The organism is Streptomyces triticagri, assembly GCF_003429565.1.
GTDB classification, from domain to species: Bacteria; Actinomycetota; Actinomycetes; order Streptomycetales; family Streptomycetaceae; genus Streptomyces; species Streptomyces triticagri.
On sequence record NZ_QUAK01000010.1, the window covers coordinates 1 to 12,951 of the forward strand.

The following is a 12,951-nucleotide window of genomic DNA, read 5'->3' on the forward strand; positions in this document are numbered from 1 at the left end:
GGGCCACGGCCCCAGTCGGCACCGTCACGCCGCCGTGGCCTGCACACTCACTTAATCAACTCGACTTTGAAACCGCCCTGCCCTCCCCCCCCCCGTCGATGATGAACTGCGTCGACAGTCCAGCAGCCACTCAGCTACGCACTACCGTCACCAGGCGCCGACTCAGTGCAGAGGCGATGTGAAGCGTAGGCGAGCTGTCAGCTAGCGCCCCATAGCCGTGATCGTCGGCCGGCTGCCGAAGCCCCGGTAGCTCTCTCGAGGGCGTCGCGTCACTCCCCTCGGACACACCCCCCATGTTGCTGTGTGATCCCATTGCACATCCATTGCACAAACGCCCGGGCACTCCCGAGAAACCGCAGGTCACAGCGGGACACCTTACGCAACGCAAAACGACCCTGACCCGAGGAAAGCCCCACGTCAGGGCCATAATGGCGGACGAGTCGGCCTGTACGCCGGGGTCTGCCGCGCTCACTCATCGGCAGAGGTGCGCTCAGGCGCGCATCGCGCCCACCACCCGACCGTGGTCTATCAGCTACCTCGAGTCCGCGGAAGGTGGGCGGTCACGCTCACGACCAACACCCCGTCGCCTACGGCCCCACCCACACCAGCCCTTGCGTGCGGCTCCTGCCGGGGGCGCCGAGCCGTGCGTTGCGCGAACCGGCTTTTCCGAGAGGCCTTGGACGCGGGGAGCGCAGAGGCTCTGGCTCTGCGGCAGCCCTCCGGTCTCGAACGCGGTCAGGTATCGGTCGATGGCTTCTTCGGCCGCGCCCAGTTCCTTCGCAACAGTGTCGAGTTCGTCGCGCAAGCGCTGGTCCTGGTCCTGGTCCTGGCCCTGGTCACCACGGCAGTCGGTCACGGCCTTTACGGCGCGGGCGATGAGCGCGGCGTCGGGGAACACTTCGAGCAGCTGGCATTGCGTGTCACTTAATGCCAGTATGGCACTGAGTGATTCCCCTTGGTGAAAAGGTGGCGAAAAGGATGACCGACGGCGTGGCATCGACCGGACGCGGCCGTGGCGGGATGAGTGAGCAGCGGCGCCGTCGTGTGCGCCTTGAGATCTCGCGGGAGGCGGCACGTCTGTTCTGGGCGCAGGGCGTCGACGGCACGAGTGGTGACCAGATCGCGGAGGCGGTGGGCCTGTCGACCCGCACCATCTGGCGTCATTTCCGCAGCAAGGAGAGCTGCGCGGAGCCGATCGTGGCGCAGAGCGTGGAGTGGGAACTGGCCACTCTGCGCAGTTGGCCGCCGCACCGCTCCTTGGAGGAGCATTTCGCCACGGAGGCGAAGCGGTTGGTCAGCGAGATCAGCCCGTCGGAGCAGGCCGATGCCGGCCTCGGCGTCAAGATGATTCGACTGGCCGAGACCGAACCGGCCCTGCGCACGGCCTGGTTGATGGCCTGCGACCAGGTGGAACGCGAACTGGCCGCTGTCATCGCGACTCGCCTCGAACTCGAGCCCGACGACCTCCAGGTACGTCTGCATGCGGCGGCCGCCGCGGCCGCCCTGCGTGTGATCAACGAGTACGTCGGAGCCGGCCTCCTGGACGGTACCGATCCCCGGAAGCTCGGTGACGAGAACTTCGCCTTCATCGCAGACGCCGTCCGTACGGCCACCGGGGGCGCCGTGGGCGACCCGGTCCGGGCCGAGGAGGCGCCCGCCGAACCGGACGGGAGCGCCGCCGGTCGACGGAAATAGGCGGGACCCCCGGACGCTCCGGTCGTACGCCTCACACGGGATCACAGGGGCGGGCCTGGGATCACACGGGCCAGGAACCGGCGCCGGCACTCCCACCGGGAAGCGGCGTGGCGGCGAAGACGCAGTCCGGGTCGACCGCAGCCTTCACGGCGAGCAGACGCTCGGTGTTCGGCCCGTAGGACTCCGCGACCTGGTCGGGAGTCTCCGGCCCCAGGAAGTTCACGTAGCCCCCCGGCATCGAGAACGGCTCGAGCGCCGCGTGCAGCTCTTCCAGCCAGCGCAAGTGCGGGACCTGCGGGACCTGTCGTCGCCGGCTCCTGCGTTGTCCTCGCCTTCGCCCTCCCACAACGAGATCAACTCGACCATCAGGTGCGGTTCGCGTCGGCCGAAAGCCGTCGAGCCGAGGGGCGGGCGGACGGCGGCACCATGGAACTGGTGCCATACGATCGCCGAGAACGGTGAGGTGAACTCCCGTGCAGCCCGGTCCAGGACGGTCGCCACGGAGCCGGAGATGCTCCGGACGGTGCGCGTGCGAATCGCACCCATCCGCCCGGGTGGGAACATGGCGTCTGTCGCAGCCAACGTTGCGGAACGAGCGAGCGGTCCGATCTCGGCCATCACAGGTGTGCCAAGTCCGGCCAAGGCACGCAGCGGCCCGTTCTCGGCGTCCCCCACCTCAATGTCCCCCGACCAGGTCGGCGCGACGTACACCGTCGGCTTTCCGTCCGGACCGGGAAGGAACCCCACGTCCACCGTCAGCTCGTCGGGGCTGTCGTGAAGGATTCCAGCGAGGTCGGCGAGGACGTCGGCGCTCTGGACGATCGGGTACAGGACGGTCCCCGACACCACGGTCGGCACGGGGTGCAGACGGATCCGCGCCGACGTCACGACACCGAAGTTGCCGCCGCCGCCCCGCAATGCCCAGAAGAGGTCCGGATGATGGTCGGCGTCGGTGTTCACTCGTGAGCCGTCGGCCAGGACGACTTCGGCCCCGAGCAGGTTGTCGGACGCGAGCCCGAACTGCCCGATCAGCGGGCCGTATCCGCCGCCCAGCGTCAGGCCGACCATGCCGACGGCGCCCGCCGTCCCGGTGACGGCCGTCAGCCCCACGCGCTCGGCGGCGGACACGACGTCGGACGAGAGCGCCCCGCCACCCACCGTCGCGAAACGGCGGCCGACGTCGACCTGAACCGTCCGCATGTCGGTCAGGTCGAGAACCAGTCCGCCGGGACGGAGCGCCCGCCCCCAGAAGTCGTGCCCCCCGCCGCGTACGGAGAGCGGCACCCCGTGGTTGCGCGCCGCGCGTACCCCGGCCTGCACGTCGGCGGTGGTCGCGCACCGCACGACGACGGAAGGCCGGACGTCGACCGCTGCGTTGAACAACGCCACTGCTTTCGCGTACTCCGGTCCATGCGTGAGCACACGGCCCGCGGGGATCCTGGACCGCAGCTCAGCCCGCAAGGCGGCGCTGACCGGGTGGCGGGCATCGGCATGGGGACGGGCATGGGGCTGCATGGTCACTCCTGCGTGTCGCTCACGGGTGCGGCCGTCGACAGCCGACTGCATGGTGTCGGGAGACCGGCGCGGTCAACGAAGGTCGGTGGCGCTCCGCCGCGGCCGGAGCCGGGCGGGCTCCTCCACGATCACGTGGACCCGGTGCAGAACATCGAGCTGCGCCGGGTTGTACAGCTCCCGCAGGACCGTCTCGATGGTCTCTCGAACGGACTTCTTCCCCTGCGAGGCGGCCGTGTACAGGTCGGGCAGGTCCGGGTGGTCCTGCCGCAGCCGGCGCAGATAGGGCACCATCCGGTCCACGAGGTCCTGACGGATGTGCTCGCCCGCGTCGGCGGGGAGTTCGTCGAACTCCCGATTGACCGGGTGAGCGGGCAGATTGCGCACCAGCGCACCGTAGGCCTGCAGTTGCTCCCCGTTCATCAAGCGCGTCATGACGAGGAGGAGCGAGCGGTCGGTCTCGGACAGCACCGTCGCTTCGCCGGGCGTGAGCTGCGCAGGCAGGTCGGCCGGGGCCCGCTGCTCGATCAGGGCCGCGAGTTCGAGCCGGGCCCGCTGCAGGCGCTCGATGGTCGCGGCCAGCTCCGCGTCGAGCGTGCGCAGCGCCTGCCCGGGGTGCTCACCCTCGTCCACCGTCTCCGCGATCCGGTTCAGCGTGAATCCGAGATCGACCAGGCGCTTGATCCGCAACAAGCGGACCAGGTGCGGCACGCCGTACTGCTTGTAGCCGTTGGCGCGGCGCTCGGGCTCCGCAAGGAGCCCGACCTCGTGGTAGTGCCGCACCGCCCGCAGACTGGTGCCGGCCAGCTCGGCGATCTCCCGGGTACTCCAGCTCATGATGCTCAGCCAACACTGTGCCGCTACGGCACGGTCAAGTACTGCCTCCGGCTCTCACGCCTGTTCATGACCGAGTTCGCGGAGGGCGGTACGGAGCTTCGCTGCCGCCTCGGCCAGAACTGACTGGTCCTCCTCAAGCTCGGCCTTGCTGAAATCGAAGTCGGACATTCCCCAGACGGGCGCGACATGGATATGCAGATGCGGTACCTCGAAGCCTGCAATGACGAGGCCTGCGCGCGGAGCGTCCCAGGCCCGCTGCACCCCCTGCCCCACGGCCTGGGCCACCTCGAAGCAGCGCGCCAGGAGGGTCCCGTCGGCGTCCGTCCACCGGTCGACCTCGCGCCGCGGCACGACAAGGGTGTGACCGGGTCGCAACGGAGCGATGGACAGAAAGGCGACGACTTCCGGATCCTGCCAGACGAAATGTCCGGGCAGCTCTCCGGCGATGATGCGCGAGAACACGGTTGTCATACGTGAAATTCTCCTCTGCCATACGTGAAATTCTCCTCGGATGCGTCAGGGCGCGGACGGTGTATCGGGCAACGACGGCCGAAGCTGCGCCCACGGCCGCGCCCGCTCCAACTGCGCGGCCAGTGACAGGAGCTCGGGCTCCGAACCAAGGCGCCCGACGAACTGGACGCCGAGCGGCAGCCCGCTCGACGTCCGGCAGAGCGGCAGCGACGACGCCGGGCGCCCGGTCACGTTCGCCAGCTGGGTGAAGGGCGCGGGCTCGAGGTTCGCGACGGCCAGTTTCTCGACGAGGTTCATCCGCCCCAGCACACCGCCGATCCGGGCGGCAAGCAGCCCCCGCGCGGCGAGCCGGACCGGCAGGGCGAGATCGAACTCGCCGATCGGCCACGCCGGCCGGGCCATGGTCGGGGTGAGCAGCATGTCGTAGCGCTCGTGGAACGCGGCAAGGGCCCGGGTGTGCTGGTGCCAGCGGGACTGCGTGGCCAGATATCGCGGCGCCGAAAGGCTCCTGCCGATCGCGGCCATCATCCGGGTCTCGATCTCGAAGTCGCTCTCGGCGCAGCCGGTGAACTCCCGTGCGGCCGCGACCTCGGCGGCGACCATCGCGAACCAGGTCGTGAGGAAGTCGCCGGCCAGGCGCTGCCCGTCGATGGCCGGGGCGGACTCCTCCACGACGTGTCCGAGTCCGGTGAGCAGTTCCCCGACGTCCCGGACCGCGGCGGCGGCCTGCGGGTCGACCGGTCCGCCCAGCGTGGACTCCGTGGTCAGCCCGATCCGCAGGGGGCGAGGGTCGTCGACGACGGCGTCGGCGTACGGACGCTCCGCCGCAGCCACCCCGTACGGGCCCTCCGGTGCGGAGCCGGCCAGGACGTCGAGCATCGCGGCGGAGTCACGCACCGTGCGCGACAGCACGCCCTGCACCGCGGCACCGTGGAAGACCTCGTCGACGTCCGGCCCGGACGGGACCACGCCACGCCCCGGCTTGAGTCCGAACAATCCGCAGGCCGCGGCCGGAATCCGGATGGAGCCCCCGCCGTCGTTCCCACCCGCGACCGGCACCACTCCCGCCGCGACGGCCGCCGCGGACCCTCCGGAACTGCCACCGGGCGTCCGCGACGGATCCCAGGGATTGCGTGTCGGGCCCCCCGCGACCGGCTCGGTGATCGCGCGAGCGCCGAACTCGGGAGTCGCGGTCCGGCCGAACACCACCAGTCCGGCGTCGAGCCAGCGCTGCACGACCGTGGACGTCTCCGGGCGCGGGAAGCGCGCCAGAAATCGATTCCCGGTACCGGTCGGANTCCGGCCGAACACCACCAGTCCGGCGTCGAGCCAGCGCTGCACGACCGTGGACGTCTCCGGGCGCGGGAAGCGCGCCAGAAATCGATTCCCGGTACCGGTCGGAACGCCGGCGAGATGCTGGCCCAAGTCCTTGACCAAGAAGGGGACTCCGGCGAACGGTCCGGACAGCGGGCCGCGAGCACGGGCTCGCGCATCGCCGTCGAGTCGGTGGCGGATCGCGTTGATCGTCGGTTCCACGGCGTCGGCCCGGTCGATCGCCACCTCGAGCAGTTCGGCCGGGCTCACCGCCCCGGACCTCACCAACTCGGCAAGGCCCACGGCGTCGTACTCCCGGTACTCGTCCCAGGTGATGCCCATCCGACTGCTCCCGTGCTCCGGTGAGAACGACAAGGGCGCTGATCAGCCCTGAACCGAGTCAACACCGTGCCGCGACGGCACACTCAAGCCCGCCGTCCGGACCGTGATCGCGCCACCTGATGCCGGGCTACGCGGCGATCCGGGACTTCACCGAGGTGTGACCCAGGTCACGTCGCGCGGAGTGGCGCCGTTCGTCACTTGGCGCCAGACTGTCACTTAGTGACGCGACGACGAGCCCGGAAGAGCTGATCACGATGCAGACCACCAGTCCCCAGAAGGCGGCGATCGACATGCAGGCGGCAGACCAGCGGAGGAAGAAGTCGGCGCTCGAGCAGGCGGGCGGCACCAGGGGGGTCGTCTACTCGGCGTTGCCCGCCCTGGTGTTCGTCGTCGCCAACAACGCCCGTGGGCTCGAGGTGGGCATCCTCGCCGCCCTGCTCGTCGCCGTGGGCATCGCGGTGGAGCGGCTTGCGCGCAGTGAGTCGATCCAGCCCGCGCTCGGCGGCGTGCTCGGCGTGGCCATCGCCGCCGGCATCTCCTGGTACACGGGATCCGCCAAGGACTTCTTCCTCATCGGCATCTGGGCGAGCCTGGCCGGCGCCGTCGCCTTCACCGTCTCCGTGCTGCTGCGCTGGCCCCTGGCGGGCCTGATCTGGAACGCGACGACCGGCAAGGGAACCGTCTGGCGGGCGGACAAGCGGTCGCGGATCTACTACGACATCGCCACCCTGGTCCTTGCCGCCATCTTCGGCGCCCGGTTCGCCGTCCAGCAGTACCTCTACCAGGCCGACGAGGTCGACTCCCTCGGGTTCGCCAAGATCGCCATGGGATACCCGCTCCTCGCCGTCGGCCTCCTGGCCGTCGCCTGGGCCGCCCGGGCTTCCGACAAGCGGCTGAAGGCCGTGGGGCTGCTGCCCGCCAAGCGCACCTGACCGACGGCTTCCGCTCCTTGTCCGCCCCGGACGGGCCGCCCAGGTCCCGTCCGGGGCGGTACGCGTCCGCACTGTTCCGGCCCGCTGCCGGCACAGCCACACCTGCCGCTGCCGGCACAGCCGCACCTGAGCGACGCCTTTGTCCCACGGCCGAACGACGAGGTGAACCCATGCAGGTGAGCAGTCGCGTCGAGCCTGGAACGAGCGAGCAGCGGCGCCACCGGATCCGGTTGGAGATCTCTCGGGAGGCATCGCGTCTCTTCTGGGAGCAGGGCGTCGCCGCGACCCGTGGCGACCAGATCGGCGAAGCGGTGGGCCTGTCGACACGTACCGTCTGGCGGCACTTCCGGAGCAAGGAGAGCTGCGCCGAACCGATCATCCTGCATGGCGTCGCATGGGAGATGGCCGCCCTGCGACGCTGGAAACCCGAACTCTCCCTCGACGACCATCTCGCCGCTGAGATGAACTCGCGTGGCCGCGGCACCGACCGGGCGGAGCGCGACGACGACGCGCTCGCGATGAAGATGATCGCGCTCAGCACCAGGGAGCCCGCACTCCGCACGGCCTGGCTGATGGCCTGTGACCAGGTAGAACACGAACTGGCCGGGAGCATCGCCGGCCGACTCGGCCTGTCGGCCGACGACATCAGGGTGCAGATGCACGCGGCGGCCGCCTCGGGCGCCCTACGGGTCGCCAACGAGGAAATCGGCAAAGCTCTGCTCGGCGGTGCCGACGTACGCCGGTTCCCACCCGCGCATCAGCTCCTGGCCCAGGCGGTCCGCAGTGCCACGGGAGGAGCCGTGGGGGACGCGGCTACGGTCTGAGGCCCGCGTACGACGACACCGTCAGGTCGGGTCGGACAAACAGCGGCGGCATCGTCGTGACCAACGGACCAGGCCGGTCCGCAGCTCCGCGGCCTGGTGGAGCGGCCACCCCTGCGCAGCGCGCCAGGGGTGGCCGACTCTTCTGCGCCGCCGGAACCCGGTCAGCGCACCCAGACGGTGTACTCGGCGCGACCACCCGGACCGTCGCACCAGACCTCGTCATACCCGTTCTGCTGGGCGTACGGCAGCTCCTCGGCCTCGCACTGCCCCTTCGAGTCGTACGTCATACCGCCGGCCACGTGCCAGCCGCTGCCGGGTGGCGGGACGGCGGCGGCGCTCGTTGCGGTCAGCGGCACTGCTATCGCTGCCGCCCCGACGGCGAGGCCGACGGTGATGCGGGAACGCCACGACTTCATGAGCTCTCCTTCTGTTGGTTGCAATTTCCTGGGTAGATCACCAGGTTCATTTCGTAGGCCCTCGCCACCGTCTGCGAACTCCTGCGCGGCCAGCTGGTGGAAACCGACACAGAAGGCCGCACAGCGCGGAGGGGTTGGCCTACTCAGCTCCAGCCGCCACCGACGGCCCGACTGGAAAGCACCGAGTTCGACAGGGCTTTGCGCAGGCCCGGTATTTCTCGATCGAATTTCTTGGCGAGTTCGTCGAGTGCATTCTTGTACTTGCGGCGCTCGGAACGGTCCAGAACGACCCCCATCGTCGCGTCGCTCTCCAGGACGATCACGGGCAGTGCCACTTGCGCCAGGGACAGCGTGGACGGATCGGGAGTGGCGGTGACCCACGTGCGCAACGCTTGCTGCACGGCTCGGGCCTCCCCTTCGCGCCGCAGGACGACCTTGCTCCCCCTGAGCAGACTGAAGGTGCGACCGGCCTTCTTTTCGATGATCCCAGCAGTCATCAACTGGTTCTCGATCGGTTCATCCGCCTTGTGCGCGGTGTTGTGCACCAGCGCCATCCATTTCTTCGGCGCCCTCGCATGCAGCTCTTCCCACACGGAGGCAAGAAACGAATCCGTGGGTGATTTTTCTCCAAGTGCGCGAACCCGACGCCCGTCGGTTTCCGCCTGCCCCGACAGGATCAGCTCGGCCAGGGCCGCAGCGCGCACCCGCTGCCCGCGGAATTGCCGAAGAGTGGCGGGGAACTTGCCTTTGTTGAAGGCGTAGGCACACAGGTATACCTGCTGCGGAAGCGTGAGATCCATGTGAATTCCTTGAATACGTGGCAGGCGTCGCTAAGTGCAAGATTGACACTTAGTGACATCATCCGCCACCCTCCATGAGTGTGACCTGCACCACCAACCCACCACCGCCCGGCCCGCTGTCCGGGAACGGCCACAGAAAGGACCGACATGGCATTGCCCAAGACCGTCAGCGTCGAGGACCTCTTCGCCCCTCCCGTCCGTGCGAGAGCCTCCCTCTCGCCGGACGGTACGAAGATCGCGTACCTGGCTCCGTGGGAGAACCACCTGAACCTGTGGATCGAGAGTGTCGAGGCGCCCGGGGACGCGCGGCGGGTCACCTCCGAGGACCGCAACCTCCTGAGCTACCACTGGACGGACGATCCGAGGTGGCTGCTCTACACCCGGGACCAGGGGGGCGACGAGAACCGGCACCTGTACCGCGTCGATCTCGACGACCCGGACGCCGCGGCCGTCGACCTGACCCCCTTCCCCGGCGCACGCATCACGGACCTGAAGCTGCCCGCCGCGCGGCCGGGCAAGGCGGTGTTCTCGTCGAACAGCCGGAATCCCGCCGTGTTCGACCTCATCGAGCTGGACATCGCCACCGGTGAGCTGCGGACCCTCGCGGAGAACACCGGAGGCGCTGCCACCTCCCTCTTCTACGGCGGCAGCGGAGGCCACTTCACCAGCGGGGTCACCGAACGGGGCGACCTGCGGCTCTCGCGGTACGACGAGGACACGCAAACGTCGCGCCACATCGCACAGTTCGAAGGCGCGGACCATCCGCTGGGCGTCTACCCGCTGGAGGTCACCGCCGACGAAGGCGGCGTGCTCTTCGGTTCGTATCGGGGCTCGGACCGACTGCGCCTGGCCCGGCTCGATCCGGCGACCGGCGAGGAGAAGGAGGTCGACTCCCACCCGCGCTACGACCTGGACACCCGGGCCCGCGTCTTTCCCGCACTGCCCTCGCCGCTCATCCTCAGCCGGCGTACCGGTGAAGTCATCGGAGTCCGCTACCTCGGGGAACGGCAGGTGATCCACGCCCTCGACCCGCACTTCGCCGAGGTCCTGGAGAACCTGAGGACTCTGTCCGACGGCGACCTGGCCGACATCACGTCCGACGAGAGCGAGCAGCGGTGGGTCGTCAGCTTCACCCACGACCGCGATCCCGGGGCCACCTACTTCTACGACCACGCCTCGGGTGAGAGCCGCCTGTTGTTCCGGCCCCGCGGCTACCTGGATCCCGAGCAGCTGGCACCGATGACACCCGTGACGATCACCGCACGGGACGGTCTCGCGCTCCCCTGTCATCTGACCCTGCCGGTCGGGACGGAGCCGCACCGACTCCCGCTGATCCTGCTCGTGCACGGCGGTCCGTGGGACCGGGACAGCTGGGGATTCAACCCGCTCGTCCAACTCCTCGCCAACCGGGGCTACGCAGTGCTCCAAGTGAACTTCCGCAGCTCCACGGGGTACGGCAAGTCGTTCATGAAGGCCGGCGTCGGGGAGCTGGCCGGCGCCATGCACGACGACCTGATCGACGGTGTGGACTGGGCCGTCGATCAGGGTTACGCGGACCCGGACCGAGTGGCGATCCTGGGCGGCTCCTACGGTGGCTACGCGGCCCTGGTCGGCATCACCTTCACACCCGATGTCTTCGCCGCCGCGGTGGACATCTTCGGGGTCTCCGACCTCGCCAACTTCCTGCGCAACCAGCCCGAGTTCGTACGGCCGGCCCTCGCCGCCAACTGGTTCCGCTGGGTGGGCGACCCCGCGGACCCGCAGCAGGAGGCCGACATGCTGGCCCGCTCCCCGATCAGCCGGGTGGACCAGGTCCGTACACCGCTGCTCATCGCCCAGGGCGCCAACGACGCCCGGGTGGCGCAGGCGGAATCCGACAACATGGTCCAGGCCCTCCGGGCGCGTGGGGTCCCCGTCGAGTACATCCTCATGACGGACGAAGGACACTCCATCGAGAACCCGGAGAACCTGATCTCGGTGTACCGCGCCGTGGAGCGTTTCCTGGCCGAGCATCTCGGCCCCGGCCGGGACGGAGCCGGCCGGGACGCCGCGTAACCGCCGAGCTGCTGCTCACGGAGCCGGGATCGCCGGGAGCAGCAGATAGGACTGCACATCGGGAGCGAAGTGCAGGGTGACCGTGCCGCCGAAGATCTCCGCCGGACGGTCCTGCGGATCGGTGTGGATGAAGGGGCCGACGCCCGTCGTCGGGTACATCGCGTTCTCGATCCGGGTGCCTTGGTTGCTGTAGTCGCGACCGCCGATGCCCAACTCGAGGACGTGGCCGGCCGGGACCACGATGCTCGTCGGCCAGATCTCGACGTCGACGTCGACGGGCTCGCCGGGAACGAGCGGCTCGATGGAGTCGTGGCTGTGCACCGGTCGATAGGGCTCGGACCTGTCGGTGTCGAGTCGCCGGTGGGAGGCGCGCAGCCATCCCAACCCGACCGGCACCTTGGGGTCGTTGGACCCGATGAACGTGACCTCGGTGCCCTGCGGGTCGTAGAGCCTCAGGCTCAGGAAGAGGTCGGCGTCGGTGGTGGCGGACGAGATCCGCAGTTTCGCCGCCGCCGGACCGGTGAACTCACGATCGTGGTCGGCGGGCGGGAGCCTGAAGCGCAGGTCTTCGTGCTCCGGCTGGTAGCTCAAGGTGCCCGAGGCGCCCGGCGAGGTGCGCAACTCCCTGGTCTCCGGGCACAGATGGAATGCGGTCCACTCGGTCCGCGCGATCGGCCATTCCTGCTCGAATCGCGGTTCGAACCTCTCTCCCGGATGGCGCACGAGCAGCTCGACGGGCGGCCGATCCAGCCAGCCGTTCTGCTCCCCCTTCAGGAAGGTGCCGAAGAACTGCTTCTGCAGCCCGAGCCCGCGATCGTTGTAGAACGGACTGAAGTGGGTGTCCCCGTGCATCTCGAGCCACTTGAGCTCGGATCCGGCCGCCAGGAATCCCTCCACGTTTCCGCGCGTGTGCAGTCCCATTCCGCCCCAGTTGCCGGCCGACAGCAAGGGGACCTCGATCCGGGACAGGTCGGCGGTGCGCTCCTGATAGAACGCTCCGTTCACCGGGCGCGCGAGGAGCTCGGCGTAGAGGTCGCGCCGGTTCTGCCGCAGGACGTCGTCATCGAGGTCGACGTCACCGGCGACGGGACGGCCGGTGTTGCGGTCGGTCGGTCCCCGACTGCCCATGCCGTACTGGACGGTGAACATCTGGCGTGCCTGCGCGCCCTTCACGAACTCGCACGCGATCCCGCCGTGGCGCGCACCCTCGCGGTAGTGGTCGGCGAAGCCCTCCCACACACAGATCGCCGCGAGATGAGGGGGCCGCAGGGCGGCCACCTGCCACTGGTTGGCCGCGAAGTAGGAGATGCCGAGGAGGCCGACCTTCCCGTTGCTCCACTCCTGCTGCCCGGCCCACTCGATGCAGTCGTACAGGTCACGTGCCTGGAGCGCGGTCAGGACGTCGAGGAAACCCGGGGACCGCCCGCTGCCCCGCGAGTCGACGCGGACGCAGACGTATCCGTCCGGGACCCACTTCTCGGGGTCCGCGACCTCCCAGTTCTGATACCGGCCTGTCGACCCGTGCGCGACCTCCGGGTACGACTCGTGCATGCGCCGCCAGTTGGCCGGATATCCGTCGGCCAGGTGCAGACCCATTCCGTACGGGCCCATCGCCAGGATCACGGGGTAGTCGCCCGGCTCCGTCGGACGGAACACGTCCGCGCGCAGGACCGTGCCGTCGCCGACGTGGATCGGGACGTCCCGTTCGACCGTGATTCCGTCCACCTCGACGGGTTGGTCTCGCATGTGTGCC

At 69.3% G+C, this 12,951-nt stretch carries 13 protein-coding genes and 1 pseudogene; 5 read left to right on the forward strand and 9 right to left on the reverse strand.

What is annotated here, in order from left to right; genetic code table 11:
* Positions 1–676: 676 nt before the first annotated feature.
* Both DY218_RS01245 and DY218_RS01250 read left to right on the forward strand, forming a co-directional pair.
* Positions 677–928 carry a hypothetical protein gene (locus DY218_RS01245; RefSeq protein WP_128553984.1) on the forward strand — a complete coding sequence of 84 codons (252 nt, stop codon included), beginning with the start codon at positions 677–679 and terminating at the stop codon, positions 926–928.
* A 50-nt stretch (positions 929–978) separates the two neighbouring features.
* On the forward strand, positions 979–1,695 hold the full coding sequence (locus DY218_RS01250; RefSeq protein WP_128553985.1) for a TetR/AcrR family transcriptional regulator: 717 nt from the start codon (positions 979–981) through the stop codon (positions 1,693–1,695).
* Positions 1,696–1,756: 61 nt separating this feature from the next.
* Here DY218_RS01250 and DY218_RS34730 read toward each other — a convergent pair whose 3' ends face one another.
* From DY218_RS34730 to DY218_RS34735, 6 genes and pseudogenes are all read right to left on the reverse strand, one after another.
* Positions 1,757–1,918, reverse strand: coding sequence for a BBE domain-containing protein (locus tag DY218_RS34730; protein ID WP_233521286.1), 162 nt, complete (start codon positions 1,916–1,918; stop codon positions 1,757–1,759).
* The gene (locus DY218_RS01255) at positions 1,915–3,210 is read right to left on the reverse strand and encodes an FAD-binding oxidoreductase (RefSeq protein WP_233521287.1); all 1,296 of its coding nucleotides are present in this window, start codon (positions 3,208–3,210) and stop codon (positions 1,915–1,917) included. Before DY218_RS01255 ends, DY218_RS34730 begins: the two co-directional genes overlap by 4 nt.
* Positions 3,211–3,282: 72 nt before the next feature.
* A complete protein-coding gene (locus tag DY218_RS01260) occupies positions 3,283–4,044 on the reverse strand; it encodes a MerR family transcriptional regulator (RefSeq protein WP_128553986.1) in 762 nt (253 codons plus the stop codon).
* Between the two features lie 54 nt (positions 4,045–4,098).
* The gene (locus tag DY218_RS01265; RefSeq protein ID WP_128553987.1) at positions 4,099–4,515 is read right to left on the reverse strand and encodes an HIT family protein; all 417 of its coding nucleotides are present in this window, start codon (positions 4,513–4,515) and stop codon (positions 4,099–4,101) included.
* Positions 4,516–4,560: 45 nt separating this feature from the next.
* The gene (locus DY218_RS01270; RefSeq protein ID WP_233521292.1) at positions 4,561–5,751 is read right to left on the reverse strand and encodes an amidase; all 1,191 of its coding nucleotides are present in this window, start codon (positions 5,749–5,751) and stop codon (positions 4,561–4,563) included.
* A gap of 62 nt (positions 5,752–5,813) precedes the next feature.
* Positions 5,814–6,171, reverse strand: a pseudogene (locus DY218_RS34735) (amidase family protein); the annotation flags it as partial.
* Positions 6,172–6,425: 254 nt separating this feature from the next.
* On the opposite strand from DY218_RS34735, the gene DY218_RS01275 reads away from it, so the two are divergent.
* Both DY218_RS01275 and DY218_RS01280 read left to right on the forward strand, forming a co-directional pair.
* Complete coding sequence (locus DY218_RS01275; protein ID WP_128553988.1) at positions 6,426–7,103, forward strand: DUF3159 domain-containing protein; 678 nt, start codon at positions 6,426–6,428, stop codon at positions 7,101–7,103.
* Between the two features lie 170 nt (positions 7,104–7,273).
* Positions 7,274–7,927 carry a TetR/AcrR family transcriptional regulator gene (locus DY218_RS01280; protein ID WP_128553989.1) on the forward strand — a complete coding sequence of 218 codons (654 nt, stop codon included), beginning with the start codon at positions 7,274–7,276 and terminating at the stop codon, positions 7,925–7,927.
* Positions 7,928–8,088: 161 nt separating this feature from the next.
* Here DY218_RS01280 and DY218_RS01285 read toward each other — a convergent pair whose 3' ends face one another.
* Together DY218_RS01285 and DY218_RS01290 are read right to left on the reverse strand one after the other, a co-directional pair.
* Positions 8,089–8,343, reverse strand: a complete 255-nt coding sequence (locus DY218_RS01285; RefSeq protein WP_128553990.1) for a hypothetical protein — start codon at positions 8,341–8,343, stop codon at positions 8,089–8,091.
* 143 nt (positions 8,344–8,486) lie between these two features.
* On the reverse strand, positions 8,487–9,143 hold the full coding sequence (locus DY218_RS01290; protein ID WP_128553991.1) for a GOLPH3/VPS74 family protein: 657 nt from the start codon (positions 9,141–9,143) through the stop codon (positions 8,487–8,489).
* Positions 9,144–9,290: 147 nt separating this feature from the next.
* On the opposite strand from DY218_RS01290, the gene DY218_RS01295 reads away from it, so the two are divergent.
* Entirely contained in the window at positions 9,291–11,198 is a 1,908-nt protein-coding gene (locus tag DY218_RS01295; RefSeq protein ID WP_128553992.1) for a S9 family peptidase, read from the forward strand.
* A 15-nt stretch (positions 11,199–11,213) separates the two neighbouring features.
* Here DY218_RS01295 and DY218_RS01300 read toward each other — a convergent pair whose 3' ends face one another.
* Positions 11,214–12,944: a CocE/NonD family hydrolase gene (locus DY218_RS01300; RefSeq protein WP_128553993.1), complete on the reverse strand. Its 1,731-nt coding sequence runs from the start codon at positions 12,942–12,944 to the stop codon at positions 11,214–11,216.
* Positions 12,945–12,951 lie beyond the last annotated feature (7 nt).

What these genes read in the sequence shown, in the direction of transcription:
- DY218_RS01285 (WP_128553990.1), bottom strand. Translation starts at nt 8,343, where the DNA reads ATGAAGTCGTGGCGTTCCCGCATCACCGTCGGCCTCGCCGTCGGGGCG.
- DY218_RS01265 (WP_128553987.1), bottom strand. Translation starts at nt 4,515, where the DNA reads ATGACAACCGTGTTCTCGCGCATCATCGCCGGAGAGCTGCCCGGACAT.
- DY218_RS01260 (WP_128553986.1), bottom strand. Translation starts at nt 4,044, where the DNA reads ATGAGCTGGAGTACCCGGGAGATCGCCGAGCTGGCCGGCACCAGTCTG.
- DY218_RS01295 (WP_128553992.1), top strand. Translation starts at nt 9,291, where the DNA reads ATGGCATTGCCCAAGACCGTCAGCGTCGAGGACCTCTTCGCCCCTCCC.
- DY218_RS01280 (WP_128553989.1), top strand. Translation starts at nt 7,274, where the DNA reads ATGCAGGTGAGCAGTCGCGTCGAGCCTGGAACGAGCGAGCAGCGGCGC.
- DY218_RS01290 (WP_128553991.1), bottom strand. Translation starts at nt 9,143, where the DNA reads ATGGATCTCACGCTTCCGCAGCAGGTATACCTGTGTGCCTACGCCTTC.
- DY218_RS01275 (WP_128553988.1), top strand. Translation starts at nt 6,426, where the DNA reads ATGCAGACCACCAGTCCCCAGAAGGCGGCGATCGACATGCAGGCGGCA.
- DY218_RS01250 (WP_128553985.1), top strand. Translation starts at nt 979, where the DNA reads ATGACCGACGGCGTGGCATCGACCGGACGCGGCCGTGGCGGGATGAGT.
- DY218_RS01300 (WP_128553993.1), bottom strand. Translation starts at nt 12,944, where the DNA reads ATGCGAGACCAACCCGTCGAGGTGGACGGAATCACGGTCGAACGGGAC.
- DY218_RS01255 (WP_233521287.1), bottom strand. Translation starts at nt 3,210, where the DNA reads ATGCAGCCCCATGCCCGTCCCCATGCCGATGCCCGCCACCCGGTCAGC.